The sequence below is a fragment of the Promicromonospora xylanilytica genome (genome assembly GCF_054782895.1).
In genome coordinates, this window is record NZ_BAAGRP010000018.1 from 36,703 (window position 1) to 60,532 (window position 23,830).

Consider the following 23,830-nt stretch of genomic DNA (forward strand, 5'->3'; position numbering starts at 1 on the left):
CGGCAGGTGTCCCAACCGTGGGTAGGTTCGGATCTCAAGAACCACGTCGACCTGGTCCTCTGTGTTGCCGCGATGGACCTGGAGCGTCCGCCAGTGCTCGGCGTGCTCCTTGAACGTGAACTTGCCGGCGTCCGGGTCGACGGGTCGCCGTCCCGGGGCCAGCATTGTCGCTGGCCCCGCCGGCCTTTCGTCGACGAGGAGTCGCTACCTCGCGTTGCCAAGGGTGATCCGGCGCCGCAGGGCCTGGGCTAGTGGTGCTTCCCACACGTCGGTGCCCTCCGTCGGATCGGGACCGTCGTGCGGAAGCCGGGCCATCGTCTGCTTGGTGACGCGGATGGCCTCCCGGTCGCGCCGGGCGATGCGCCGGGCCAGGCGCTTGGCCTCGGCCCACACGTTCTCGGTCGGGACGACGGATTGCACGAGCCCGCCCTCCAGCGCCTCCTGGGCGTTGATGGCATCGCCGAGCAGCAGCATCGCGCGGGTCCAGCCGGAACCGATCTCGGCGACCAGGCGGTCCAGCACCTCGCTCGGACCCACCGGGATGCTGACGACCGTCTCGGGCGCGCGGAACCGTGCGTCCTCGGCGGCGACGCGCAGGTCGCTCGCGACCGCCAGCCCGAGCCCTGTTCCGGCGACGTTGCCGTGCAGCGCCGCGACTGTCACTGCCGGGCAGGTGCGCCAGGCGCGCAGCACCTCGTCGCTGAGCTCGACGAGGTTCCGGTAGCCGTCGGGGTCGTTGGTGGCGAGCTGGGCGAGCTCGTCCAGGTCGCCGCCTATGCAGAAGTGGCGCCCTTCGGCGCGCAGCACGATGGCGGCGATGTCGTCGGGCAGCGTCGTGAGCACGTCGCCCAGGGCGGTCAGCGTCGCTCGGTCGAGCCGGTTGTCGCCGTTGGGCCGCGTGAGGGTCACCACCAGCACGGCGTCCTCGCGGTTGGCCACGACGGGTCCGGCGGCGGACGCGCCCTCACCAGCACCCACCGCCGCACCAGCACCCACCGCCGCACCAGCACCCGCGGTCGCGGCTGGACGGGGTCGCCGCCGTACCGGCACCGAACGCGTTCCGCGGAAGGCGAGGGTCTCGTCGTAGCCCACTGGCCCGGCGAACTCGAGATCGAACCGCTGCAGCACCTCGGGGAACAGTGTCGTCGCTTCCAGACGGGCCAGCGGCGCGCCTAGGCAGTAGTGCATGCCCACGCCGAAGGCGAGGTTGCGGCGGGGCGGGCGCGAGAGGTTCAGGTCGTGCGGCGAGTCGTAGGCGTCGGGGTCGTGGTTGGCCGCGGCGACCACGGCGTGCACGATCTGCCCGGCTGTCACCGGGATGCCGCCCGGCAGCTCCGTGTCCTGCGCTGCGTACCGGGTCATGAGCTGTACGGGCGATACGAAGCGGACCAGCTCCTCGACGGCGCCGTGTACGGCTTCCGGGTGCTCGAGCATCCACGTGGCCTGGTCGGGCCGGCGCAGGAGCTGCACCACGCCGTCGGACAGCAGGGACGTCGTCGTCTCGAGGCCCGCCTCGATCATGACGTTGAGCTGGGAGCCGGCCACCGCGCGCACCGCGGGGTCGGTCTCTGTGTCGAGCCACTCTCCCAGCGGGGAGTCCTCCGTGAGCCGGGGTCTGGGCTGGGCTACGAGCTGTTCCCAGTACGCGTTCCACAGCTTGCCCGCGCGGTCGGCCTGCGCCATCCGCGCCTTGCTCGGCGCGAGGTCGTGCACGTTCGAGAGCATGCGGCTCATCTCGCACAGCAGCGGGATGTCCTCGCGCGGCAGCCCGAGAACGATGCAGAGCACCGCCATGGGCAGCCGGTCGCCGACCAGGGCCCCGAAGTCCGCCTCGCCGTCGGCGCGCAGCACCGCATCGAACCGGTCGAGGTACTCGTGGACGGTTTGGACGATCTGCGGTGTGAGGTCAGCGACCGACTGCGGCGAGACGAACGAGCCAAGGCTGCGGCGCAGCCCGGCGTGCCCGGGCGGGTTGGTGCCGAGCGCGGAGTCGTGCAGGAACTTCAGGCCCGGGTGCCGCACCCACGTCGGCTGGCGCGCGGTGCGCCAGGCGGCGTCCACGGTGCGCCAGCCGGATCCGCTGAGCACCTCGTGGCTCGCGCCGTGCGAGGTGACGATCCAGGCTCCCCACGGCATGCGTACCGCCGGGCCCATGGCTCGCAGCTCGTCGTAGACGGCGTGGGGGTCGGCGCGCCCTTCGGGCGTGCTCAGGTGCCGGATCAGCTTGGTCACGCGGCGGCGGGACTCGCGGTCCGAACTGGCTGTGACGGCGTCTGTCGTCTTCAGGGATCTACCGGTGTGGTCAGGCACTGGGGGCTCCTTCTTCAGCCGAGACACCATCTAGTTACCGACGGACAACGTTGAACATAACGTGCATACCAGGCAGCCGTGTGACCAGTGCGTAAAGAAATGACTAAGAGACAGCCATGTGGCGGTGCGGGTAGTCTTGTGCGCCGTTGGCGCAACCTGGCAGCCTCGGCAACCGCCTGCCACGCCGACCCCGGTGTCGAAGACCCCCTGTCGGTTCGTCACGAACGACACCGTCATTGCCGGGTCGGTCGGCGGGGAGGTGCGACGCCTCGGGGAGGCTGCGGTGGACGAGGTCGAGTCCTGGGTGCGCACCGGGACGTTCCGTACGCCGGTGCACCCGGAGACCCTCGCCAGCACGGCCTGAGTCCCCCAGCCGCTGGTGCTCGTCCCGAGCATCGGTAGATCGAGTCGCCAACATCCTCGACGAGGCACGCTGGAACCTCGAGTTCATGCTCAAGATGCAGGTCCCCGACGGCGAACCCCGCGCGGGCATGGCGCACGAAGACTTGCGTGAACGGCAAGGCGCACGTCGATGCCGTCTGACGCTCCAGGGGCAGGTCAGACGCGGGCAGGCGTGCGGGCGGCCTGGCGCTCGGGAGTGAACGTCACCGGCAGCGTGGACGGGTAGCGCGACCACGGCGATGGCGCCCACTTCACCACCGGGTCGGTGAGCCTCAGGTCGAGCCGCTCCATCAGGCTCTCCACCGCGATCTTGACCACGAGCCGCCCGGGGCGCTTGGCGGGGCACGCGTGCGGCCCGACGCCGAAGGACAGGTGCGACCGGTTGTTCGCCTCGAAGAGGTCGTCCGCGGTGCGTACCCGCGGGTCGTTGTTCGCGGCGGCCACGCCCATCACTATCGCGTCGCCGGCGCGGATCCGCGCCGTGCCGAGGGTGCAGTCGGTCACGGCGTACCGGGCCGGCAGGTTCGCCACGGGCGGCTCGCTCCACAGCGTCTCGTCCATCGCGTCGTCCAGGCCGCGGCGCACGCCGGTGACGCGGCCGGTGTACCGGGGGTCGGTGAGCATGCGGCGCAGCGTGGCCGCGATCCAGGTGATGAGCATCTCGTTGGCCGCGCAGATCGCCACGACCATGGAGTGCACGATCTCCGTGTCGTCCTCGAAACTCGGGTGCTTGATGAAGCTGGCGGTCAGGTTCGGGCCTGGCTCCGCCCGGGTCGCGATGACGTGGTCCATCACGATCTGGTCCATCCGGACCAGGGCTGACACGGGATCGCCGCCGTGCCCGAAGATCTCGCTCGCGCAGCGCAACAGGTCGAGCCCCTGCCGCTCGTCGAACCCGAACATGCCCGACACCGCCAGGAACGACACCGCCGCCGCATACTCGCCCATCAGGTCCGCACTGCCCTTGGCGGCGAACGAGTCGATGAGCCGGGCGCAGACGACGCGCACGAGCGCTGCCGTCCGGACCTCGTCCATGTCGGCGAACGCCTCGTCCACCGGGAGCCGCAGCCGCCGGTGCTCCGCGCCGTCCGAGAAGTACAGGTTCCGCCGTCCGGTCGGGGACAGGATGGCGTGCAGGGTCGACTGCGGTGGTAGCTGCTCTCTCCAGTGCCGTGGGTTCCGGGCGAAGACGCTCTCGGTGCGCATCACCTCCATGACCTCGGCGTGCCCCAGCACGAGCCAGCCCGGTACGCCTGGCTCCAGGTCCACGGGGGCCACCGCCCCCCACTGGTCCTGCAGCTTGCGCAGTGCCGCAGTCATGTCCTCTGCACCGGTCAGGTCCACCAGCGCGACCCGGCCCCCGCTCCGCTGCGGTTCCAGGTCAGGCATGCCCCTCCACCCGTCGACATTCATCTAAATTATCCATCGAAATCAGGGGCGACCTGCGTAGACGCCCGATCAGGCGTTTCTATCACGGGCAGCAGAGAACACGAAACACGCGGCGCTCTTCCCCACGGCGGCCAGGTCCGGGCTCATCGCCGTCGCGAACGCCAGCACCCGGAACGCCTCTCGCGAGACCCACGCTCTGCTCATGACCGCTCAGGGCCAGCTCGACCCCACACTGTGGTGACCTGCTGTCCGCTCCGGTAGAACGATCGCTATGAGCTGGGAGGCGAACGTCATGATCTCGGTCGACATGACGACACCGAGAACGCGGAGGCGCTGAGCGAGTGGCTGCGGACGGAGGCTCCCCTCCGGTCGAGTCCTGAGCGTGGCGGAGTGGGGTACCTGAGGTTGCTCACCAGCGCGAAGGACAACCAATGGGGCGGGTGGAAGGCGCCCGAGTGCGAGGTGTGGGCGGGTGCGCTGAACCATGCTGACCTCGATGCTCTCCGGCAGCGATTCTTCGAGAGGCCGTGGCGCGAGCCGAACGCGGCGCAACTGTTCGTGATGGACCAGGAAGAGGGCTTCTTCCGGCTGTGGATGATCCGCGGCGCCGAGCTTCGGCAGTTCGCGCCGCTCGTACCGAGCGAGGACGACGAGGTCTTCTATCGGAAGTGAAGAGCCAAGCACAAGGCCGTTCCCACTCGGACGGCGGCGAGCCTGCACGCGGTCCGATAGAAGAGCCGCTCGGTACACATCGGGTACACATGACCGCCGTCTGAGGCCATCCGACGCCACCTCCACCAACGCGCCCCGGACCCGGCAGAACAGCGAAGTTCCAACGATCTCGCGGTGCCCAACCAGCTTGTCGGACACCGCGAGACATACCAGCACACCATCCGGGAGAACCCGGCGTACAGACCGGCTCGTCCGCTTTTAACGCTCTGACCAGCGCATTCAGGCTGCGCCGTCACTCTCCGGGCGCTTGATCATCGTGGCGAGCCCGATGGTCAGTGCCATGACACCGGCACCGATCCCGAACGCCAGACCGGCGCCCTCGGCCATCGCCGCCGCGCCGGACGACCCGCCGTCCTCCAGGGATGCCGCCCGGATGGTCATGATCGCGATGAAGAGCGCGGTACCGGCGGCACCCGCGACCTGCTGCACCGTGTTGAGGGTGGCCGAACCGTGCGAGTACTGGTGCGGCTTGAGCACCCCGAGCGCGGCGCTGAACAGTGGCGTGAACACGGAGGCGAGGCCGACCATGAGCAGGATGTGCGCGCCGAGGACGTAGAAGATCGACGTCGTCGGTGAGATGAACGCGAACGCCCCGCTCGCCACCGTGACCACCACGGTGGCGGGGATCATGATCGGCCGGGGGCCGAACCTGTCGTACCAGCGTCCGACGACCGGGCCGAGCACACCCATCGCGACGCCTCCCGGCAGCATGAGCAGGCCGACGGTCAGCGGCGCCATGCCGAGGGCGTCCTGCAGGACCAGCGGCAGCACGATCATGGTGCCGAACATCGCCATCATCGCGACGGCCATGATGATGACGGCGACGCGGAAGTTCGGCTCGAGGAACGTGCGCAGGTCGAGCAGTGCGGAGTCGGTGCGCTGCCGTGCGATCTGCCGCCAGATGAACAGGCCGAGCACCGCGAGGCCCATACCGAGCGGGATCCACGGGTTGACGGCCGTGGCGTGCTGCGCCGCCTCGCCCAGGCCGGAAAGGCCCCAGACGACACCACCGAACGCGACCAGTGCGAGCAGCAGTGACAGCGGGTCGAGGTGGTGCGCGTCCTTGTCGGACACGTCGCGGACCCACAGGATGCCGGCGACCAGGGCGAGCGCCGAGATCGGCAGGACGACGCCGAACACGCCGCGCCAGCCCAGGGGGTCGACGACTGCACCCGACAGCGTCGGGCCGAGGGCCGGCGCCAGAGCGATGACCAGCGTCACGTTGCCCATGATCCGGCCGCGCGTGTGCGGCGGGACGATGGTCATGATGGTGGTCATGAGCAGTGGCGTCATGATGGCCGTACCCGTCGCCTGCACCACACGTCCGGTGACGAGGAACGCGAAGCCTGGTGCGATCATCGCCAGCGCGGTGCCGGCAGTGAACAGCGCCATCGCCAGCAGGTAGGCACCGCGCGTGCCGAGGCGGTTGATGAGGAAGCCCGTCGCGGGGATGACCACGGCCATGGTCAGCATGAACGCTGTGGTGAGCCACTGGCCCGTCGTGGCGGTCACGCCCAGGTCGGCCATGATCGGCGGCAGCGCCACGGACATCGTGGTCTCGTTGAGGATCACGGTGAACGCGCTCGCCATGAGCAGCGCGATGACGCGGAGATGGCCTGGGGCGAGCTTGTCGGTGCGTGACGGCACGGGGGTGTCACTCGATGCGCCGTCGGATGTGGCCGCGGTGGTCGGTGGATCGCTCAGGTGGTCGGATGTGTCAGTCGTGGCACTCATGGGCCTGCCCTCTCGTACAGCGCATGGGACGAGATCGAGAGCGACGTTGCACGCGACCTGCTTCTGACGGACAAGGCTGGCGCTGCACCTGCGAGATCGTCAAAGATCTTTGCCAGTCCGGCAAATCTCGCAGGTTGCCCGGCTGGCGACCTAGTTCATTTCTTCGAGGTGGTGCGGGCGCGGATGTGTGCGCGCTCGCCCTGTCGTCCGATGAGGCAGAGGTACTCCACGGACTGATTGGTTGCGGCGCCGAACCAGTGTGGTGTGCGGGTGTCGAACTCGGCGGCTTCGCCGGGCGAGAGGACCAGGTCGTGTTCACCGAGCACGAGCCGTAGCTGTCCGTTGAGGACGTAGGCCCATTCGTACCCCTCGTGGGTCTTGGGGGCGGGCTGATCCGAGGGGCGGGCTCCAGGAATGATGAACTTGTAGGCCTGGATGCCGCCGGGGCGCCGGGTCAACGGCAGGACCGTCATGCCCCCTTTGCAGCTGATCGGGCGTAGGTGAATACGCGGATCACCGGTGGCGGGGGCGTCGACCAGCTCGTCGAGCGTGACGCCGTGGGCTCTCGCCAGTGGTAGCAACTGTTCCAGGGTCGGCCGCCGGGAGCCGGACTCCAGCCGGGACAGCGTGCTGATGGAGATGCCGGTAGCGGCCGACAGCTCGGCCAGCGTCGTCTCACGTTCATGGCGGAGGTTTCGCAGCCGGGGCCCGACGGCGTCCAGGCCCCCGCCTTGCTCATCGTTCATGGCTGGAGTTTGCCAGAACGGCAACAATGTTTGCAAGATCCTGTTGCGCCCTCGCAGGGTGGCACCTGAAGGCGCTCGTTCCGGGCGTCAACAGGAACAGGAGGATCTATGTCTACCGAGGACTCTGGCCACACGGGTGCGCCGGTGGAGTATGCGACCTGGCGGAAGAACCGTTGGGAGGAGGTCGCCGGCCCGGGCGGCAAGGCGGGCACCGTCCAGCTGGGCATGGTCTCGCATCTCGAACCGGGGGTGCCTGGCCTGCCTGGTCGATGGGAGGTGAGTGCATCGGGGGTCCTGACCCTCACCGTCACCGCTGCGGACGGCGTGTCGATCGGCGGGCGGCCGGTGACCGGTGCGGTGGACGTGGAGTCCGGCACCCAGGTGGAGCTCGCTGACGGGCGGGTGTGTTTCGTCCAGGGACGGGGCGGAACCTACGGCATGGTCGTCTGGGACCCTGCTGCCCCGGTTCTCACTGGGCTGCGCGAGATCGCGAGTTATCCCTACGATCCGAGCTGGGTCGTCGACGCCGAGTACCGGGCGGTGCCCGGCCGTACCGTCGAAGTAGGGCGACTGACCAGCCCGCGGAGCAAGGAGACGGTCTCCGCTCCGGGCGACCTGGTCGTCGAGATCGGCGGCCAGGAGCACACCCTGGTGGTGCTGGAGTCCGTCCCCGGCCTGCGGCTGGCGGTCTTCACCGATCCCAGCAGCGGCACCGACACCCCCGAGATCGGTCGATGGCTGATCCTCCCCCCGGACGAGGGCAGCACCCTCCGGGTCGACTTCAACCAGGTGATCCTGCCCCACCACGTGTTCTCCACGGCGTTTCCCTGCCCGATCCCGCCCCAAGCGAACCATCTTCCGGTCGTCGTCGACGCCGGAGAACGTGCGCCCGTCCTCGACGAGAGAAACAGGAGCACGGAGACAGAGCCCGACAAGAAAGGACAGGACGGAACCATGGAACCCGAGCTGACGGAGAAGGCAGTCCAGTACCTGCGACACCTGGAGAAGTTCGACTTCGCAAGCATGCGTGCGATGTGCGCGGACACAGCCACCGTCTGGCACAACGACGGCAAGGGCGAGCAGACGATCGAGGAGAACCTCGAGCAGCTCGAGCAGATGTCGGGCGGGGGTGTCGTCGCGTTGCAGTACGAGATCACCCGTCAGTTCCAGAAGCCCGACGAGGTGCTCCAGCAGCACGTGCTGCACATCAACATGCCCGACGGGTCCGGCACAGAGCTGCCCGTGGCGATGTACTTCGGTTTCAAGGACGGCCTCATCGACCGGATCGAGGAGTACGCGAACATGACGCCGCCCGACGAAGGCAACGTGAGCGACGACAGCTGATCCGACGCTGGGGGATCTTCGGCACCTGGCTCCGACTAGCGAAGCGCGTCCAGCTCGTCGAGGGCACGATGTCCGCGCTCGACCACCCCTGGAACGGCGTCGTGGTGCCCTTGACGGACAGGGATCTCGATCATGTGCAAGATGTGCGCCGCTGCGAGCATCGCCGCCCCCTCCCAGCCGACCAGGTCGAGGATCCTCCTCCACAGCCGCGCTCGGACACCGTCCAGCAGCGGGTCCCGGAACGAGTACCACGCGAGGGCGGTGAGATCGATCGCCCGCGTGCCGCTCCCCGCGTTCCCGATGTCCACGACCGCCACGATCGCCCCGTCACGGACCAGGACGTTGGTGGGAGTCGCGAGGTCGGCGTGGACCATGTCGGGTGCCGCTCGTGGTGGTGGGACGTCGGCGGACACGAGCCGCAGGCGCTCGACCAGATCCGACACCACGGAGTTCGACACAACGGAGGAATGGCCCGAGAGCCTGGCTATGGACCGGCGAAGACGCGACTGCTCCGGCGTCTCGTCGAGGTCCGGTCCGGTGACAGCCAGTTCCTGACCGGTGGCGACCCGCCAGGCGTACGACCAGTGGTCGTAGCGCTCGGTGGCCTGGTCGGCCTGGAGCTCGATGATCTCCATCAGCTGCTCGATGAGCGACGCGGTCAGCTCCGGCGTGGGGGCCGCGTCGACGAAGTCCGTCAGATGCCAGACATGGGTGGCTGTGGCCCCCACCGCGAGCCAGGCCGGGGTGGGGTAGCCGCGCCCACGCATGTGCTCGACCACTCTCTGGGCGCGCAACGTCTCGTCCAGGTGGTTCGGGTGTGCCCGGGGCTCTGCTTTGAGCACTGCCTCGGCACCTCCGGCCAGCTGGACGCGTACGGCACCCCCGTTGACGCCTCCGGGTAGGCGACGGAGAAGAGTGACCTCTGCCCCGACCACACGGGCCACGTCGTCCAGGACCTCGGTAGGCAGCTCTTCAGTCGGCAGTTCTTCGGGACGGGTGCCCTGGTTCATCGGCTGGTGGCCGCAACGGCGGGAGCGCAGGACATGTTCAACACCCTACGGCCGGGCGCGTGCGTACTCGTGAGCCGCGAGCTCTCCGGCCAGCTGTATGCAGCGCAGGCGGGCGGGGGAGAAGTCGTAGGGCATCTTTCCGGTGGCCTCGAATGCGCTCATTGTTCTTTGCTCCCTACCGGAGCTTCGGCCGGCCTCGTCCGCACCCTCATCACCGGTAACGGGGTGCAAGGCGTCCCAGGAGTCGAAGAGCGCATCGTCCTCCTGTGCCAGACCGGATTCCTCGATGACTGCTTCGAACGCCTTCTCGAAGGCGTGCCGTTGGGCAGCCACCTGGGCCACGCGGGGGTCATCGACAGCGACCGTGTCATCGAGTGCCTCCTCGGCGGCATCAACCCGGTCGGACTCCTCCCGCAGCTCCGGGTGGGTGGCCAGGGCGATGTAGCGAGAGGCGTTGACGGCCGCACCGAGCGGGCCGAAGATCCGCTCGATGACCAGCAGGTTGTCCAGGTCTGCCTGGCGTAGGGAGCCATCGGGCAGGCTCTTGAGGCGGCTGGTGACGAAGTCGGAGAGCAAGCCCATCCTGCTGCCCTCGGTGCGCATGCGCTGCACTGCGGTCCGCTGTCGCCGCAGCTCTGCTTCCTGGGCGACGAGGGTTTCCTCCACCCGTTCCAGGATGCCCGCTATGTCGCCGTCGGCGTCGCCGTCGCTGCCGTCGTCGCCGGCACCGGCGGAAGCGGTGTCGGCGAAGGCGTCACGGATGTCGTCCAGGGCGATCCCGGCGTCGGCCATCCTGCGGATCCACAGCAGCCGGATCATGTCCTCGTAGCCGTAGCGACGGCGGTCGTCGCTGCCCCGCTCGGGCTCAGGGAGCAGGCCGATCTCGTGGTAATGACGGATCGCCCGCGGTGTCGTGCCGGCGAAGGCCGCCGCGTCACCGATCTTGACCTGGCGCGGCGGGATGAAGGACGAGTACATGGGCGGAGCCTTCCTCGGTGGGGCAGGACGTGGGTCCACACGACCACATTCCGCTACGAGAGGTGCAACTCCGGGGCCCCGCGCCGTCCCCAGAGAGCCAGCGCCGTCGCGACCGAGACGTTGAGGGACTCGACCTGTGGCGTCATGGGGATCGCGAACCGGTGCGTGGCCAGATCGCTCATCCCGCGAGAAGATCCCGCTCTCTCGCTGCCCATCAGCAGCGCGACCCTGCCGCGGATGCGGCTGATGTCCCCGAGGTGCTCGGCACCATCAGCGGCGAGTGTGACCAGCGGGATCCGCTGGTCACCGAGGTGCCGCTCAAGCTCGGTCGGCGTGCTGAGGACGACGGGAAGGGCGAACACGAGCCCGCGGCTGGCGCGGACCAGCCTCCGGTCGAGGACGTCGTCCAGCCCGCTGCCGAGCAGGACGACCCCTGCTGCACCCAGAGCACAGGAGGTCCGGACGATCGCACCGATGTTTCCCGCGAGGCGGACGCCGTCGAGCACGACGACGTCGCCGCCCCGGCCGTCCAGGTCCGGCAGCGTCGCGCGACGTGGGGCATGAGCGATCGCGAACACCCTGGAACGCTTCTCCACGCCGAAGAGCTCCCTGCTCACCGGGCCGGTCAGGGTGTGCACCGGGGCCCCTGAACGTCGCGCGGCCGCCCTCGCACCCGCTGCGCTCGCGGTGTCGCTGAGGTAGAGGCTGTCGAGCCGTACCCCTGCTCGAACGGCCTGGAGGATGTTCTCCTCGTCGTCGATCACGAAGAGGTTCCTGTTCCGGTTCCTGGACCGCAGGACGTCGACCACGCGCCGTGCGAGGGGGTGCTCACGGCGGTCTATCAGGGCACCACGCAGGGTACGACCATGCAGGGCACCACCACGCAGGGCACCACCACGCAGGGCACCACCCTCGCCATGACGAGAGGTGGTGTCCTGCTCCCCGGGTCCGGCCGATGTCGTCACGCGTCCAGCGTTCACCTTGACGCGACGTCAGGATCAAGTCGTTTTTCGTGGCTCGTCCGCCCGAGCCGCTAGGAGCCGGCGGTGCCGGGGCGGTAGTGCAGGAGCACGCTCCTGGAGTCGAACGTCCGTGACTCGACGAGCTCAAGATTCATGCGTTCCGCGGGCTCGGGGAAGAGCGCCCTTCCTCCGCCGAGCACGACCGGGTGCACGACCACGTGGTGCTCGTCGATGAGGCCGTGGGCCGTGAGCTGTCCGGCCAGGGACGCCCCGCCCGTCAACAGCAGGTCCTTGCCCGGCGCGGCCTTGAGTGCCGTGACCTCCTCGACCAGGTTCGAGCCGTCGATGACTCGTGCGCCGTGCCCGGGATCGGTCACGGTGCGGGAGAACACGACCTTGGGTGCGGCGCGCCAGATCGGGGCGAACCTGAGGTCGTGCGGATCGTCCGACATCGACTCCGCCGCGGGCCAGAAGCCCGCCATCATCTCCCAGACACGGCGGCCGTACAGGAAGGTGTCGGCACGCTCCGTCAGGCTGAACGAGTAGTCGGACAGCTCCGCCCCCATGGTCATCGGCCGGCCACGGACACGGTGCTGGAGAATAGGCCGATGATCTCCACCGAGCTCGCGACGAGGCTGCGTGCCGCCGGCCTGGTCTGGACACCGGCGGACGGCGACCAGTTCCAGGTCCAGGCGCCCGAGCTCACGAGTGACGTCTTCACCGTGAGCACGATGACCATCGAGGCGCACGAGTACCCGACGGGCACGATCCTCGGCTTCAACGGCACCACCGAGTGGGCACTGGACTCGGTAGCCATCGAGGACGCGCTCTGGCTGCCGCGCGAGGACCAGCTGCGTGCCCTCCTGCGCTCGAGCTTCCGGGCGCTCCGCCGCGGCGACGGCGGCTACGAGGTCGAGGTCGAGCTGCTGGGGCGGACGCACGTCTTCGCCGAGCCGGAGCCCGCCGAGGCGTACGGCCAGGCCCTGCTCGCCCTCATCGACCTCAGCCGCTGACCCGTACCGCCTGGTGACCCGTACCGCGTCCAGGTGCTGATCAGGGCACGATCCGCGACGACGATCTGACAGCATGCGGGCATGAAGCTGCACGAGCGGATCGATGGTCGGCTGCGCCAGTTCGTCGAACGGCAGCATGTGTTCTTCGTGGCGACGGCGCCGCTCGGCGCGGACGGGCACGTCAACGTCTCGCCGCGCGGGGTTCCGGGCACCTTCGCCGTGCTCGACGATCACACGTTCGCGTGGCTCGACGGCACAGGGAGCGGGAGCGAGACCGTCGCGCACCTTCGGGAGAACGGCCGGATCACCATCATGTTCTGCGCGTTCGAGGGTGCGCCGAACATCGTCCGCTTCCACGGCACCGGCCGCGTCGTGACCCGGTACGACGACGGGTACGCCGCACTGGCGAGCCGGTTCACCGACGTGCCGGGTGCCCGCGCCGTCATCGTCGTCGACGTCGCTCGCGTCTCGGACAGCTGCGGTTGGGGAGTGCCCCTGATGTCGTACGACGGGGAGCGGGACATCATCGGGCCGTACTTCGAGCGCAAGGGTGAGACGGGGCAGCGGGAGTTCCGGCGGACCAAGAACCGGACGAGCATCGACGGGCTGCCCGCGTTCGACGTCGACCCGCTGGACGACGCTGATCTGCTGGACGACGCTGATCTGCTGGAAGATGTGGAGCTGTCGGAGACTGTGGAGCTGTCGGAAGTGGCGGAGCAGCCCGAGGCCGTGGAGCTGTCGGACGGCGTCGGCTCGCGCTGAGGCAGGCAGCGCCCGGCGCGATGACGTCGAGCCGCACGTTGTGGGTCGTCGACGGTGCCGAGCCGCACGGAACACGTGCGTCGGGGCCCGTATGGACTCGCAACCTTCGGCTGGCGGCCATCCGAACGGACAAGTTGCGGTTCGGCGAGGCCGAGCGGCCATCCGGACGGACAGGTTGCGGTTCGGCGAGGGGCAGCGGAAACCCGGACGGGGCAGGTTGCGGTTCGGCGCGCGAACCGCAACCCGGGCACGCCGGACGTCGCAGCTAGACCTGCCGGTCGACGGGCAGGCTGCCCCGCATCTCCGAGATGAGCTGCGGGGTGAGTGTGCCCTCGGTGCGGGAGACCAGGAGCGCCATCTCGTAGCCGACGAGGCCGATGTCGCAGTTGCCCTCGGCGACCACGCCGAGCACCGACCCGTTCGAGACGCTCATCAGGAACAGGAACCCCTTGTCCATCTCGATGATCGTCTGCCGGACGTTGCCGCCGTTGAGCTGCCGGGAAGCTCCACGGGTGAGGCTGGACATGCCCGAGACGATCGCGGCGAGCTGGTCGCCGCTGGTGCGGTCCAGCCGCTCGGACATCGCCATGAGCAGGCCGTCTGCTGAGACCACGAGCGTGTGCCGGCTACCCGGGACGGTGCGCACGAAGTTGTCGAGCAGCCACCCGAAATTCGTTGCTTCGGTACTGAGGGTCACTCTTTGCTCCTCTGGCGCCTGCTTCCCGCGGACGGGTTCGGTCAGGCGACCGGTTGAACTTGTGGAACTGGGGCGAAGGACATGCGTGCGACGCGGTGCAGCATGCTGGCGCGTCCGGTCAACGGGTCGGCGGGGGTGTCGCGGCGTCGGCTTGGGATCCGCCGCTGCGGCCACGATAGCCCTCTGGGCGGTGGTGGAAACGATGCAGTCTCGCACGTTCATCCCGAAATCCGTGTCTGCCAGGTCGGCATCGACGCGGGAGACGAGGGGCAGGGCGCCGGACACAGGGTGTGGAGCGCGTGATCGGCACTGATCACGCGCTCCGAGGGGCCACGACACATGGCGAGGTGCGGCCGGAACCGGCGCCCGGGCGAACGCCCGGCGCCAGGCGGTGCGAGGCCGGGGCGTCGAACGCCCGTGGCCGGGTGTCGCTCAGCCGACGCGGATGAACGTGGGGTTGGACTGCCAGATGCTGGTGTACCGCACGCTCTTGCCGGGGACCGGAGCCTCGATCTGCATGCCGTCGCCCGCGTAGATCGCGATGTGTCCCGGGGTCCAGATCATGTCGCCGGGCTGCGCGTCGGCCCACGACACCGGGGTTCCGGCGTAGCGCTGCGCGGACGAGGTGCGCGGCAGGTCGATGCCGACCTGGGCGTAGACGTAGGACGTGAAGCCGGAGCAGTCGAAGCCCGCCGGTGTGGTCCCGCCCCAGACGTACGGGACGCCGAGGTACCGCATGGCGATGGACACCACTGCCGAACCACGCTGCGCGATGGCCTCGGCCTCGGCCTCGGCGGCACGCTCCGCCTGGTACGCCTCGTTCTCGGCGGCCGAGACGACCGACACCGCGGCCTTCTCGACCTTCAGCTCCGCGTTGGGAGTGACGGCGACGACGTTCGCGGTGGCCATGCTCTGGCGCGCCTGGGTGGTCAGGGCGTTGAGGTCGGCCGTGTTGAGCGTGCCCTGGACGGCCTTGCCGGCCAGCGCAGTGTTGACCGCGGGGAGAGGGGCCGCCTGCGCGGGGGGAGCGATCAGCGACAGCAGGACGCCGCCGCCCGCCGCGGCGATGACCGCACCGCGACCGGTGATCGCGCCGGCCTGTCCGGAGCCTGCTCGCGCGATCTGGGTCAGGACGGGGCCGCGTGCTGCCCGGTGACGGCCACGCACAGGTCGGGACGTGGCCGAGATGGACTGGGGATCCATGAAAGCGGGGACCTTTCCGATCGAAGACGACATATCAGGCTCCTGGCGAGCCAAGAGTAACGGAACGGCCACGGTGGGCGGAACCGTCTCGAGAGACCGGATGCCGGGCAGCTCGGCCGGTCGGAGAGAATGCTGCCCATGAGACTCCTGCTCCTTCGCCACGGACAGACACCCTCGAACGTCGGCGGGCTGCTCGACACCGCGCACCCCGGCCCGGGGCTCACCCCGCTCGGCGACCGTCAGGCCGCCGCCGTCCCGGAGGCGCTCCGTGACCGCAAGGTGGACGCGATCGCGGTGTCACCGCTGGTCCGGACATCGTTCACGGCCGCGCCGCTGGCCAGGGCGCGTGGCATCGAGCCCTTCGTCGTGGACGGACTGCAGGAGATCGAGGCGGGTGAGCTCGAGATGGCCGGTGACCACGACTCGCACCAGCGCTACCTCGGCACCGCCTTCGCGTGGGCGCGCGGCGACGTGGGCCGGGCCGTGCCAGGCGGGCCGGATGGCCGCGCCTTTCTCGCCCGGTACGACGCCGCCGTCGCGGCCATCGCCGGGCGGGGCGAGGACAACGTCGTCGCGGTCTCCCACGGCGCTGCCATCCGCGCCTGGGTGAGCGCCCGGGTGTCGGGTGTGGACATCGACCACGTCGAGCGGACCGCGCTGGCCAACACGGGCCTGGTGGAGATCGACGGTGACCCGGACGACGGCTGGCGGCTCGTCGCGTGGTCCGCCGGGCCGGTCGGCGGACCCGAGCTGGACTCGCCGGCCGCCGAGGACCCGACGGGGGAGCCGGTCGAGGACTGAGGCCCGGCCCCGCCCGCGGGCCTCAGTTCGTGGCGACGAACGTGGTCATGAAGAGGGTGGACGCGATCAGGCTCGCCACGGTCCGGTCATGGCTCCGTCCGTTCGTCGTCGTCCGGTCCGTGCAGCTGGTCAGGTTCGTCGAGGTCGTCGGCGTCGAGCCGCTCGTCCGTCCTGCCCCGGATGATGAGGTCGGCGCGGTACAGGACCTCGAGCTGAGCAGGGTTGTACAGCTCCCGCAGGGACTCGATCATCGTGGTCTCGACCGTGCCCGAGGCCTTCACGGACCGGGTCTCGGGGTCGCTGAGCCACGGGTAGGCCTCCTGCAGCCGCGCGATGATCGGGGCGAAGTGCTCGGCGAGGCGGCGCCGGGTGGCCTTGTCGGCGTCGGCAGGTAGGTCGTCGAACTCGCGGTCGGCGTCGGTGCGCGGCGTCTCGTCCAGGATCTGCCGGAGGTCGCTCAGCGCCGACTGGTCGTAGATCTGCGAATAGATCATGATCAGCGACCTGTCCCGTTCCGGGAGCGTCCGGGCCACGGAGCCGAAGCCCGAGGGCAGGTCGACCGACGCACTGTGCCGCAGGATCAGGGCGAGCTCCTTCCGCGCGCGCTGCAGCCGCTCGATGGTCCCCGCCAGCTCCGCGTCGAGCGCGCGGAACGCCTCGACCGGGTTCTCGTCGGCTCGCCCCATCGACTCGATCTGGACCAGGGGGACGCCGAGGTCGCGGAGCCGTCGGATCTGCAGGAGCCGCAGGAGGTGCGGCACGCCGTACTGCTTGTAGCCGTTCGACCTGCGCTCCGGCTCGTCGAGCAGGCCGGACTCGTGGTAGTGCCGCACGGTGTTGACGGTGGTGCCCGCGAGTTCCGCGATCTGCCGAGTGCTCCACGCCACGTCGGTTCCTGTCGGTCGGCCGGTCTGCCGGTCAGCCCGTGGCCGCCGGCGTACCGGTCGGGGTGGCCGGCACACCTGAAGTGGAAACCATGTTCTTGGCACACAGTCAAGCGTGCCGACGGCGACCGCGCGATCCGGTCCCTCAAGAGGAGGCGGCCAGACCCAGCTCCGGCGGCAGATCGTCGTCGTGCCGGACGGCGAGGGACGACACCGCGCGGGTGAGGCAGACGTAGAGCCGGCGCAGGCCGGTGGCGTGGTCGGGCTCGGCCGCCACGATCCCCGCCGGGTCGTTCAGCACCACGTGGTCGAACTCGAGGCCCTTCGCCAACGATGCAGGCACCAGGTCGAGGTGCGCGTCGAACTCCGAGGCATCGAACTCCGAGGCATCGAGCTCCCCGGTGTCGAGCTCCTCGGCCGTCAGATCCGGGGTGTCGTCCCGCTCACCGACCACCGCGAAGGTGAGGCCGGCCGCCGCGAGCATGCCGCGGAGGTGCGGCACGGCGGCGTCGGGCACGATCAGTCCGACCGAGCCTTCCCGGTGGACGGCGTCCGCCAGCACGTCGTCGAGCGGTGCCGAGGTGATCGTGAGCCGGCCGCGGGCGCGCCGGACGGCGGTCGGGGGCTCCAGCCCGGGCGCGATGCTGGGCAGGAGCCGGGCGGCGAGCTCGATGACGTCGGCGGGCACGCGGAAGCCCGCCGTCAGCTGCTCGACGTGCCCGTCGGGTTTGGCGAGGTGGTCCAGGACGTCCGCCCAGTCCCTCGACGCCCACGGGGTGGTGGCCTGCGCGAGGTCACCGAGCACGGTGAGCGAGCCCGTCGCGGCACGCCGCCCGAGGGCGCGCAGCATCATCGCTGACAGGTCCTGTGCCTCGTCGACGACGATGTGCGCCATCGACTCCGTCCGGTCCAGGAGGTCGGCCAGCTCGTCGAGCAGCACGAGGTCCGCCGTCGTCCAGCGCGCCGAACCGGCCGTGCGGGGCGGCCGGTCCCAGGCGAGGAGGAGCTGTTCGGGCTCGGAGAGCACTCCTGCGGCGCACTCGGCGAGGAACGTCGGATCTGAGAACAGGCGGAAGAGCAGCTTGCGCGGCTCGACCGCCGGCCACACCGCCGCCGCGTAGTCGCGCACGGGCCTGGTCCGGGCCAGGACGTCCCAGGCCTTGTCGTCGAGCGCGTCGCCGGTCTCCTCGATCTGGACGAGCACGCGGTGCGCGAGCGCGTGCCGCAGCTGGGACGCGCCCAGCGAGTAGCGCACGTCCCGCGCCCTGATCTGATCGATGGCCTCGCGCGCCTCGTACGCGGGGACGCGCCAGCGGTACGAGCCGCGCGGCAGCACCAGCGTGTCCTGCGGTGTGCCGACGTGCGACCAGACGGCGCGTCGCAGCACGGCCGCCATCCGGCCGTCTCCCTTGAGGGTCGCCACGTCGGCCGGGTCGGTGGCGCGCACCGGGGCGTGGGTGCCGACCAGCTCCTCGATGGTCGCCTGCGTGGCATGGATCTCGCCGAGGGCCGGCAGCACGTCACGGATGTACCGCAGAAAGCTCTTGTTCGGTCCGACGACGAGCACGCCACGACGGGTGAGCTGCTCCCGGTGCGCGTACAGGAGGTAGGCGGCGCGGTGCAGCCCGACGGCCGTCTTGCCCGTACCGGGAGCACCCTGCACGACCAGCGTGCGTTCGAGCGGCATGCGCACGATGACGTCCTGCTCCGGCTGGATGGTCGCGACGATGTCGCGCATCGGGCCGGTGCGCGGGCGCTCGATCTCGGCCTCGAGGATCGCCGAGCGGGCGGTGTCGCCGTCGGTGAGGTCGGTGTGCTCCAGGGGCTCGTCCTCGAACCCGGTCAGGTGGCCGCGGGCGAAGCCGTAGCGGCGTCGGGCCGTGATCCCCATGGGCTCCTTGGGCGTCGCGCGGTAGAACGGCGTGCTCACCGGGGCGCGCCAGTCCACGACCATCGGCTCGCCGTCGGGGTCCGAGACGTGGCGTCGGCCGATGTGGAAGGTCTCGCCTACCTCCGCGGTGTCGTTGCGGCCGACGTCGATGCGGCCGAAGAAGAGTGGGATCTCGGGGTCGTCGGTCAGCTGCTCCATCCGCCGTGCGAGGGTGGCCTCCAGCACCTCGGCGCTGACCCGGTCGCCCGCGTAGCGCCCGTCCAGCGCCGCGACCCGCTCCCGCATGCGGCCGAGCTGGGACCGGGCCTCGGCGAGAAACTCCCGCTCTTGGTCGAGCTCGGACACGTCGGCAGGCATGGGGAACCCTCCAGGGGTGTGGGTGTCGGGTGAGTCCGCAGTTGGCTCCGCGGTGACTCCGCGGGTGGCTCTGCGGTGACGGTGACGGTGACGGTGGCACGGCGGTTCGTGGGAACGGACGGGCGAGTCTAGTGCTCAGCGGCCGGACGGGGCGGCACTTTTTCGGCCGCGGGCAGGCCACTCAGGACACATATGTCCTCGGAGTCCGTTTCCACTGTCGCGGCAACCGGCCCCACGGTACGGTCGTGGAACCGCCCGGCCAATCGAGGAGCCCCCGTGTCGTCCGACGAGCTGCCCCAGGAGTTCCAGATCGACGTGCCCGACGAGATGGAGACGGGCGTGCCGGCCGACTTCGCTTCCGTGTGGCACACGCCGACGTCTTTCATCCTGGACTTCATCGCCGTGAAGCAGCCGCCGAGCCCGGTCTCCGACCCCGAGTCGGGAGAGGTCACGTCGATCACGGTGCCGGGCCGGGTGGTGTCCCGGGTGCGCATTCCTCCGCAGCAGGTGTTCGAGCTCGCCAAGGCGCTCACTATGCAGCTCGACGCGTGGGAGAAGGAAAGCGCACCGACCGTGCGTAATCCGGGGGTCTCAGAGGGGCCTGATGGCCCGAATCGATCGTCGGAGAATTGAATCCGGTGAATCTTTTTCTTGGACGATTGTCCAACTCGGAGTCCATTTGCCCTGGTCTGACCGGGAGGAATGAGCCGGTTTGACCGGAGAAACTCCAACTTATACCAGTCCTGTGGGCGAAATGTAAGTCTCAGAGGCTGTTCCACTTGCGATCTTCACGGATGTAGGCTTCCCGTGATCGCGACGAAGGCGTTGCAATCTCCCAGAGTTGCCCGGGGGGTCGGGCGACCCGTTCCGGCGGCCATGTCGGGGAGCAATGAACAGGGGCGATGCAAGTGAGCAACACGGAATTCGATAACAGGGGGCGCACGGGCGGGATCATGTTCGAAGAACAGTCCCGGACGAGCGTCGTGAGCATGTGGGGAGAGATCGACGTCTCTCTGCGCGGTGAGTCGAGTGCTGCGATTGCCAATGCCCTGGAGAGGGCCAAGGCGGTCGTGATCGACACCTCGAGGGTGACGTTCATGGACTCGACCGGCGTCGCGTTCCTCATGCAGATGTACACCTACGGAACGCAGGACGGGCTGACCGTGAGCCTTCCGGAGCCGCCGCCGGTGGTCCGGAGCGTCATCGAGATGCTCGGTGTCGACGCGCTCTTCACCCAGCCGGCGCAGCCCGCCGTCGCCCGGGAGGCCTGACCGGTCCCGCCGGCGACCACGCCCGGCCCGGAGGCCGGGCGCGGCTGATCAGCGCCCGGCGGCCAGCGACGCGGCGCCGACGATGCCTGCCGCGTTGCGCAGCTGCGCCGGGACGATCGGCGCGCGCAGGTGCAGGCTGGGCAGGTACTTCTCGTGGTGCTTGCTCACGCCGCCACCCACGACGATGAGGTCGGGGGAGAGCAAGTCCTCGACCACGCCGAAGTAGCGCTGCAGCCGCTCGGCCCACTCGTCCCAGGACAGGTCCTCACGTTCGCGCGCGGAGTCGGCCGCACGCGACTCGGCGTCGTGCCCGTCGATCTCGAGGTGCCCCAGCTCGGTGTTCGGCACCAGGACACCGTCGACCACGAGCGCCGAGCCGATCCCGGTGCCCAGCGTCGCCACCAGCACCACGCCCTCGGTGTCCCGCGCAGCGCCGTAGCGCACCTCGCCGACGCCCGCCGCGTCGGCGTCGTTCACGGCCACGACGTGGCGGCCGGACGTGCGCCGCACCAGCGCGGGCAGGTCCACGCCGGTCCAGGACTGGTCGAGGTTGGCCATCGAGCGCACCACACCGTGCTGCATCGGTGCGGGGAAGGCGACGCCGATGGGCACGTCGTCAGGCAGGTCGTAGCCGCCAACGAGCGCCGCGACCACCTCTGCCACGGCCTGCGGGGTGGACGGGACCGGGGTCGGGATACGAGTGCGCTTCTCCGCGTACTCTCCCGCGACGAGATCGACGGGCGCCCCCTTGATCCCAGAACCTCCGATGTCGATGCCGAACGCCAGGTCATTCATGTCAGGATCGTCTCATGGGCACCGAAGAGCAGTACTGGTACAACACCGAGACGGGTGAGGTCGAGGTGGGGCGCCGCTCCTCCTGGACGCACCTCATGGGGCCGTACGGCACGCGCGCCGAGGCGCAGCAGGCCCTGGAGAGCGCGAAGGCGCGCAACGAGTCCTGGGAGCAGGACGACAAGGAGTGGCGCAACAAGTAGTCACGTGTCAGACACGCAGGTCACCCGAGTGAGTCACCCGAGTGATCTGTACGTCTGACACGTGCGGCAGGGTCTGACTACTTGTCGAACGAGTGCTCCTCGTCCGGGAACGCGGAGTCCTTGACCTCGGCGACGTAGTCCTGCGCGGCCTGCTGGAGCGCGGCGCCGAGCTCTGCGTAGCGCCGGGCGAAGCGCGGGGACCAGCCGGTCATGCCCGCCATGTCCGTCCACACCAGCACCTGGCCGTCGCAGTGCGGCCCGGCGCCGATGCCGATGGTCGGGATCCGCGCGGCCTCGGTGATCCGCGCGGCGACGCCGGTCGGCACCATCTCCAGGACGACCGCGACCGCGCCGGCCTCCTCGACCGCGCGTGCGTCCGCGTCCAGGCGCTCCACGGCGGTGTCACCCCGGCCCTGGACGCGCGGCCCGCCCAGCAGGTTCTCCGACTGGGGCGTGTACCCCAGGTGCGCGACGACGGGGATGCCGGCGTCGGTCAGCGCACGGATCTGCGGCGCCGAGCGGGTCCCGCCCTCGAGCTTGACGGCGTCCGCGCCCGTCTCCTTGAAGATCCGCACGGCCGTCTCCAGCGCCTGCTGCGGCCCGGCCTCGTAGGAGCCGAACGGCAGGTCGATCACCACGAAGGCGCGCTTGGCGGCCCGGGCGACGGCGCGCGCGGCGGGAATCATGTCGTCGACCGTCACGGGGATCGTGGTCGCGTGGCCGTGCATGACGTTCCCGATGGAGTCGCCCACGAGCAGGATGTCCATGCCGGCCGCGTCGAAGATCGCGGCGGTCACGGCGTCGTACGCGGTGAGCATCGCCAGCTTCTCGCCACGGGCCTTGGCCTCCGCCAGGTGGTGCACGCGGACCCTCTTGGGGCCCTGGACGGGTGACGTGTGGGCGGACATGGTTCTCCTGTGGTTCGGGCGGCCTCGGTGCCGCAGGAAAGCCTACGACCGGTCGTCCACACCCGGTACACGCGCCTGTAACAGGGTTGGTGCAAGATGGGCCCATGGACAGGCAGCAGGAGTTCGTGCTCCGCACGGTCGAGGAGCGCGACATCCGCTTCATCCGGCTCTGGTTCACCGACGTGCTCGGTGTCCTGAAGTCGGTAGCCGTTGCGCCCGCCGAGCTCGAGTCGGCGTTCAGCGAGGGCATCGGGTTCGACGGCAGCGCCATCGAGGGACTCACCCGGGTCTTCGAGGCGGACATGGTCGCGAAGCCGGACCCGACCACCTTCCAGGTGCTGCCCTGGCGCGGTGAGCGCCACGGCACGGGCCGCATGTTCTGCGACATCCTGACCCCGGACGGGGAGCCGTCGCTCGCCGACTCGCGCAACGTCCTCAAGCGCACCCTCGCCAAGGCGAGCGACCGTGGGTTCACCTTCTACACGCACCCAGAGGTCGAGTTCTACCTCTTCAACCAGATGGCGAAGGGCGACTCGACGCTCGAGCCCGTCGACCAGGGCGGGTACTTCGACCACCTCGCCAGGGGATCGACGCACGACTTCCGCCGCGCGGCCATCACGATGCTCGAGTCGATGGGCATCTCCGTCGAGTTCTCCCACCACGAGGCCGGTCCGGGACAGAACGAGATCGACCTGCGGTACGCCGACGCGCTGACCACCGCCGACAACCTCATGACGTTCCGCACGGTCGTCAAGGAGGTGGCGCTGGAGCAGGGCGTGTTCGCGTCCTTCATGCCCAAGCCGCTCGCCGACCAGCCCGGCTCCGGCATGCACACCCACGTGTCGCTCTTCGAGGACGACCGCAACGCGTTCCACGAGCCCGGCGCCCAGTTCGAGCTGTCCAAGACGGCGCGCCAGTTCATCGCGGGCCTCATGGTGCACGCGGGAGAGATCACGGCGGTCACCAACCAGTACGTCAACAGCTACAAGCGGCTCTGGGGCGGGCAGGAGGCCCCCAGCTACGTGAGCTGGGGCCACAACAACCGGTCCGCGCTGGTCCGGGTGCCCATGTACAAGCCGGGCAAGGGCAACTCGGCCCGCATCGAGTACCGCGCGCTGGACTCGGCGGCGAACCCGTACCTGGCGTTCGCCGTGCTGCTGGCCGCAGGACTCAAGGGCATCGAGGAGGGCTACGACCTCCTCGACCACACCGAGGACGACGTCTGGGAGCTCACCGCCGCCGAGCGCCGGGCCCTCGGGATCGCGCCCCTGCCACGCGACCTCGACGAGGCCATCCAGCTCATGGAACGCTCCGAGCTCGTGGCCGAGACCCTCGGCGAGCACGTCTTCGACTACTTCCTGCGCAACAAGCGCGAGGAGTGGGAGGCGTACAGCGCGCAGGTGACGCCGTTCGAGCTCAAGCGGTTCCTGCAGCTCTGATC

At 69.6% G+C, this 23,830-nt stretch carries 24 protein-coding genes and 1 pseudogene; 10 read left to right on the top strand and 15 right to left on the bottom strand.

Annotation, left to right across the window (positions count from 1 at the left end):
* Positions 1-204 precede the first annotated feature (204 nt).
* Complete coding sequence (locus tag ACYVK7_RS15890) at positions 205-2,232, bottom strand: cytochrome P450 (protein WP_460888692.1); 2,028 nt, start codon at positions 2,230-2,232, stop codon at positions 205-207.
* A gap of 271 nt (positions 2,233-2,503) precedes the next feature.
* Between ACYVK7_RS15890 and ACYVK7_RS15895 the strand changes: the two genes are divergently transcribed.
* Positions 2,504-2,674, top strand: a complete 171-nt coding sequence (locus ACYVK7_RS15895) for a hypothetical protein (RefSeq protein WP_460888693.1) — start codon at positions 2,504-2,506, stop codon at positions 2,672-2,674.
* Positions 2,675-2,868: 194 nt separating this feature from the next.
* Here the strand turns inward: ACYVK7_RS15895 and ACYVK7_RS15900 are convergent, their stop codons facing one another.
* Together ACYVK7_RS15900 and ACYVK7_RS15905 are read right to left on the bottom strand one after the other, a co-directional pair.
* Entirely contained in the window at positions 2,869-4,101 is a 1,233-nt protein-coding gene (locus tag ACYVK7_RS15900) for a cytochrome P450 family protein (RefSeq protein WP_460888694.1), read from the bottom strand.
* Positions 4,102-4,170: 69 nt separating this feature from the next.
* A complete protein-coding gene (locus ACYVK7_RS15905) occupies positions 4,171-4,305 on the bottom strand; it encodes a hypothetical protein (protein WP_460888695.1) in 135 nt (44 codons plus the stop codon).
* Positions 4,306-4,506: 201 nt separating this feature from the next.
* On the opposite strand from ACYVK7_RS15905, the gene ACYVK7_RS15910 reads away from it, so the two are divergent.
* On the top strand, positions 4,507-4,773 hold the full coding sequence (locus ACYVK7_RS15910; protein ID WP_460888696.1) for a hypothetical protein: 267 nt from the start codon (positions 4,507-4,509) through the stop codon (positions 4,771-4,773).
* A gap of 279 nt (positions 4,774-5,052) precedes the next feature.
* Here ACYVK7_RS15910 and ACYVK7_RS15915 read toward each other — a convergent pair whose 3' ends face one another.
* Together ACYVK7_RS15915 and ACYVK7_RS15920 are read right to left on the bottom strand one after the other, a co-directional pair.
* A complete protein-coding gene (locus ACYVK7_RS15915) occupies positions 5,053-6,480 on the bottom strand; it encodes an MDR family MFS transporter (RefSeq protein WP_460888697.1) in 1,428 nt (475 codons plus the stop codon).
* A gap of 242 nt (positions 6,481-6,722) precedes the next feature.
* Positions 6,723-7,313 carry a helix-turn-helix domain-containing protein gene (locus tag ACYVK7_RS15920; RefSeq protein WP_460888698.1) on the bottom strand — a complete coding sequence of 197 codons (591 nt, stop codon included), beginning with the start codon at positions 7,311-7,313 and terminating at the stop codon, positions 6,723-6,725.
* Between the two features lie 108 nt (positions 7,314-7,421).
* Here ACYVK7_RS15920 and ACYVK7_RS15925 point away from each other — a divergent pair, with 108 nt between their 5' ends.
* Entirely contained in the window at positions 7,422-8,657 is a 1,236-nt protein-coding gene (locus ACYVK7_RS15925) for a DUF1684 domain-containing protein (protein ID WP_460888699.1), read from the top strand.
* Between the two features lie 35 nt (positions 8,658-8,692).
* Here ACYVK7_RS15925 and ACYVK7_RS15930 read toward each other — a convergent pair whose 3' ends face one another.
* From ACYVK7_RS15930 to ACYVK7_RS15945, 4 genes are all read right to left on the bottom strand, one after another.
* On the bottom strand, positions 8,693-9,667 hold the full coding sequence (locus ACYVK7_RS15930; RefSeq protein WP_460888700.1) for a phosphotransferase: 975 nt from the start codon (positions 9,665-9,667) through the stop codon (positions 8,693-8,695).
* Positions 9,668-9,712: 45 nt separating this feature from the next.
* Entirely contained in the window at positions 9,713-10,645 is a 933-nt protein-coding gene (locus ACYVK7_RS15935) for a MerR family transcriptional regulator (RefSeq protein WP_460888701.1), read from the bottom strand.
* Between the two features lie 53 nt (positions 10,646-10,698).
* Entirely contained in the window at positions 10,699-11,610 is a 912-nt protein-coding gene (locus ACYVK7_RS15940) for a TrmH family RNA methyltransferase (protein WP_460888702.1), read from the bottom strand.
* A gap of 68 nt (positions 11,611-11,678) precedes the next feature.
* Positions 11,679-12,179: a dihydrofolate reductase family protein gene (locus ACYVK7_RS15945; protein WP_460888703.1), complete on the bottom strand. Its 501-nt coding sequence runs from the start codon at positions 12,177-12,179 to the stop codon at positions 11,679-11,681.
* A gap of 36 nt (positions 12,180-12,215) precedes the next feature.
* Between ACYVK7_RS15945 and ACYVK7_RS15950 the strand changes: the two genes are divergently transcribed.
* Together ACYVK7_RS15950 and ACYVK7_RS15955 are read left to right on the top strand one after the other, a co-directional pair.
* Positions 12,216-12,620, top strand: a complete 405-nt coding sequence (locus ACYVK7_RS15950; RefSeq protein ID WP_460888704.1) for a pilus assembly protein CpaE — start codon at positions 12,216-12,218, stop codon at positions 12,618-12,620.
* 81 nt (positions 12,621-12,701) lie between these two features.
* Positions 12,702-13,253: pseudogene (locus ACYVK7_RS15955) on the top strand (pyridoxamine 5'-phosphate oxidase family protein); the annotation flags it as partial.
* 394 nt (positions 13,254-13,647) lie between these two features.
* Here the strand turns inward: ACYVK7_RS15955 and ACYVK7_RS15960 are convergent.
* Together ACYVK7_RS15960 and ACYVK7_RS15965 are read right to left on the bottom strand one after the other, a co-directional pair.
* Positions 13,648-14,079: a roadblock/LC7 domain-containing protein gene (locus ACYVK7_RS15960; protein WP_460888705.1), complete on the bottom strand. Its 432-nt coding sequence runs from the start codon at positions 14,077-14,079 to the stop codon at positions 13,648-13,650.
* Positions 14,080-14,511: 432 nt separating this feature from the next.
* Positions 14,512-15,315, bottom strand: a complete 804-nt coding sequence (locus tag ACYVK7_RS15965) for a C40 family peptidase (protein WP_460888706.1) — start codon at positions 15,313-15,315, stop codon at positions 14,512-14,514.
* A gap of 105 nt (positions 15,316-15,420) precedes the next feature.
* Between ACYVK7_RS15965 and ACYVK7_RS15970 the strand changes: the two genes are divergently transcribed.
* Entirely contained in the window at positions 15,421-16,083 is a 663-nt protein-coding gene (locus tag ACYVK7_RS15970; protein ID WP_460888707.1) for a histidine phosphatase family protein, read from the top strand.
* Between the two features lie 86 nt (positions 16,084-16,169).
* On the opposite strand, the gene ACYVK7_RS15975 is transcribed toward ACYVK7_RS15970, so the two are convergent.
* Together ACYVK7_RS15975 and ACYVK7_RS15980 are read right to left on the bottom strand one after the other, a co-directional pair.
* Positions 16,170-16,970 carry a helix-turn-helix domain-containing protein gene (locus ACYVK7_RS15975; RefSeq protein ID WP_460888708.1) on the bottom strand — a complete coding sequence of 267 codons (801 nt, stop codon included), beginning with the start codon at positions 16,968-16,970 and terminating at the stop codon, positions 16,170-16,172.
* Between the two features lie 142 nt (positions 16,971-17,112).
* On the bottom strand, positions 17,113-19,215 hold the full coding sequence (locus tag ACYVK7_RS15980) for a HelD family protein (RefSeq protein WP_460888709.1): 2,103 nt from the start codon (positions 19,213-19,215) through the stop codon (positions 17,113-17,115).
* Positions 19,216-19,491: 276 nt separating this feature from the next.
* On the opposite strand from ACYVK7_RS15980, the gene ACYVK7_RS15985 reads away from it, so the two are divergent.
* Both ACYVK7_RS15985 and ACYVK7_RS15990 read left to right on the top strand, forming a co-directional pair.
* Positions 19,492-19,848: a DUF3467 domain-containing protein gene (locus ACYVK7_RS15985; RefSeq protein WP_460888710.1), complete on the top strand. Its 357-nt coding sequence runs from the start codon at positions 19,492-19,494 to the stop codon at positions 19,846-19,848.
* Between the two features lie 320 nt (positions 19,849-20,168).
* The gene (locus ACYVK7_RS15990; protein WP_460888711.1) at positions 20,169-20,486 is read left to right on the top strand and encodes an STAS domain-containing protein; all 318 of its coding nucleotides are present in this window, start codon (positions 20,169-20,171) and stop codon (positions 20,484-20,486) included.
* A 48-nt stretch (positions 20,487-20,534) separates the two neighbouring features.
* On the opposite strand, the gene ppgK is transcribed toward ACYVK7_RS15990, so the two are convergent.
* Positions 20,535-21,281 carry a polyphosphate--glucose phosphotransferase gene (gene ppgK / locus ACYVK7_RS15995; protein WP_460888712.1) on the bottom strand — a complete coding sequence of 249 codons (747 nt, stop codon included), beginning with the start codon at positions 21,279-21,281 and terminating at the stop codon, positions 20,535-20,537.
* A gap of 14 nt (positions 21,282-21,295) precedes the next feature.
* Here ppgK and ACYVK7_RS16000 point away from each other — a divergent pair, with 14 nt between their 5' ends.
* On the top strand, positions 21,296-21,481 hold the full coding sequence (locus tag ACYVK7_RS16000) for an SPOR domain-containing protein (RefSeq protein WP_460888713.1): 186 nt from the start codon (positions 21,296-21,298) through the stop codon (positions 21,479-21,481).
* Between the two features lie 77 nt (positions 21,482-21,558).
* Here ACYVK7_RS16000 and panB read toward each other — a convergent pair whose 3' ends face one another.
* Positions 21,559-22,389, bottom strand: a complete 831-nt coding sequence (panB, locus tag ACYVK7_RS16005) for a 3-methyl-2-oxobutanoate hydroxymethyltransferase (protein ID WP_460888714.1) — start codon at positions 22,387-22,389, stop codon at positions 21,559-21,561.
* A 104-nt stretch (positions 22,390-22,493) separates the two neighbouring features.
* Here panB and glnA point away from each other — a divergent pair, with 104 nt between their 5' ends.
* Positions 22,494-23,828 (top strand): type I glutamate--ammonia ligase, encoded by a 1,335-nt coding sequence (gene glnA / locus ACYVK7_RS16010; RefSeq protein WP_460888715.1) that lies wholly within the window; start codon positions 22,494-22,496, stop codon positions 23,826-23,828.
* Positions 23,829-23,830 lie beyond the last annotated feature (2 nt).

Excerpts from the sequence above, each read along its gene's own strand:
- ACYVK7_RS15970 (WP_460888707.1), top strand. The coding sequence starts at position 15,421 with ATGAGACTCCTGCTCCTTCGCCACGGACAGACACCCTCGAACGTCGGC.
- ACYVK7_RS15950 (WP_460888704.1), top strand. The coding sequence starts at position 12,216 with ATGATCTCCACCGAGCTCGCGACGAGGCTGCGTGCCGCCGGCCTGGTC.
- ppgK (WP_460888712.1), bottom strand. The coding sequence starts at position 21,281 with ATGAATGACCTGGCGTTCGGCATCGACATCGGAGGTTCTGGGATCAAG.
- ACYVK7_RS15945 (WP_460888703.1), bottom strand. The coding sequence starts at position 12,179 with ATGACCATGGGGGCGGAGCTGTCCGACTACTCGTTCAGCCTGACGGAG.
- ACYVK7_RS15965 (WP_460888706.1), bottom strand. The coding sequence starts at position 15,315 with ATGTCGTCTTCGATCGGAAAGGTCCCCGCTTTCATGGATCCCCAGTCC.
- ACYVK7_RS15935 (WP_460888701.1), bottom strand. The coding sequence starts at position 10,645 with ATGTACTCGTCCTTCATCCCGCCGCGCCAGGTCAAGATCGGTGACGCG.
- glnA (WP_460888715.1), top strand. The coding sequence starts at position 22,494 with ATGGACAGGCAGCAGGAGTTCGTGCTCCGCACGGTCGAGGAGCGCGAC.
- ACYVK7_RS15920 (WP_460888698.1), bottom strand. The coding sequence starts at position 7,313 with ATGAACGATGAGCAAGGCGGGGGCCTGGACGCCGTCGGGCCCCGGCTG.
- ACYVK7_RS15900 (WP_460888694.1), bottom strand. The coding sequence starts at position 4,101 with ATGCCTGACCTGGAACCGCAGCGGAGCGGGGGCCGGGTCGCGCTGGTG.
- ACYVK7_RS15905 (WP_460888695.1), bottom strand. The coding sequence starts at position 4,305 with ATGAGCAGAGCGTGGGTCTCGCGAGAGGCGTTCCGGGTGCTGGCGTTC.
- ACYVK7_RS15930 (WP_460888700.1), bottom strand. The coding sequence starts at position 9,667 with ATGAACCAGGGCACCCGTCCCGAAGAACTGCCGACTGAAGAGCTGCCT.
- ACYVK7_RS15925 (WP_460888699.1), top strand. The coding sequence starts at position 7,422 with ATGTCTACCGAGGACTCTGGCCACACGGGTGCGCCGGTGGAGTATGCG.
- ACYVK7_RS15980 (WP_460888709.1), bottom strand. The coding sequence starts at position 19,215 with ATGCCTGCCGACGTGTCCGAGCTCGACCAAGAGCGGGAGTTTCTCGCC.
- ACYVK7_RS16000 (WP_460888713.1), top strand. The coding sequence starts at position 21,296 with ATGGGCACCGAAGAGCAGTACTGGTACAACACCGAGACGGGTGAGGTC.
- ACYVK7_RS15990 (WP_460888711.1), top strand. The coding sequence starts at position 20,169 with ATGTTCGAAGAACAGTCCCGGACGAGCGTCGTGAGCATGTGGGGAGAG.
- panB (WP_460888714.1), bottom strand. The coding sequence starts at position 22,389 with ATGTCCGCCCACACGTCACCCGTCCAGGGCCCCAAGAGGGTCCGCGTG.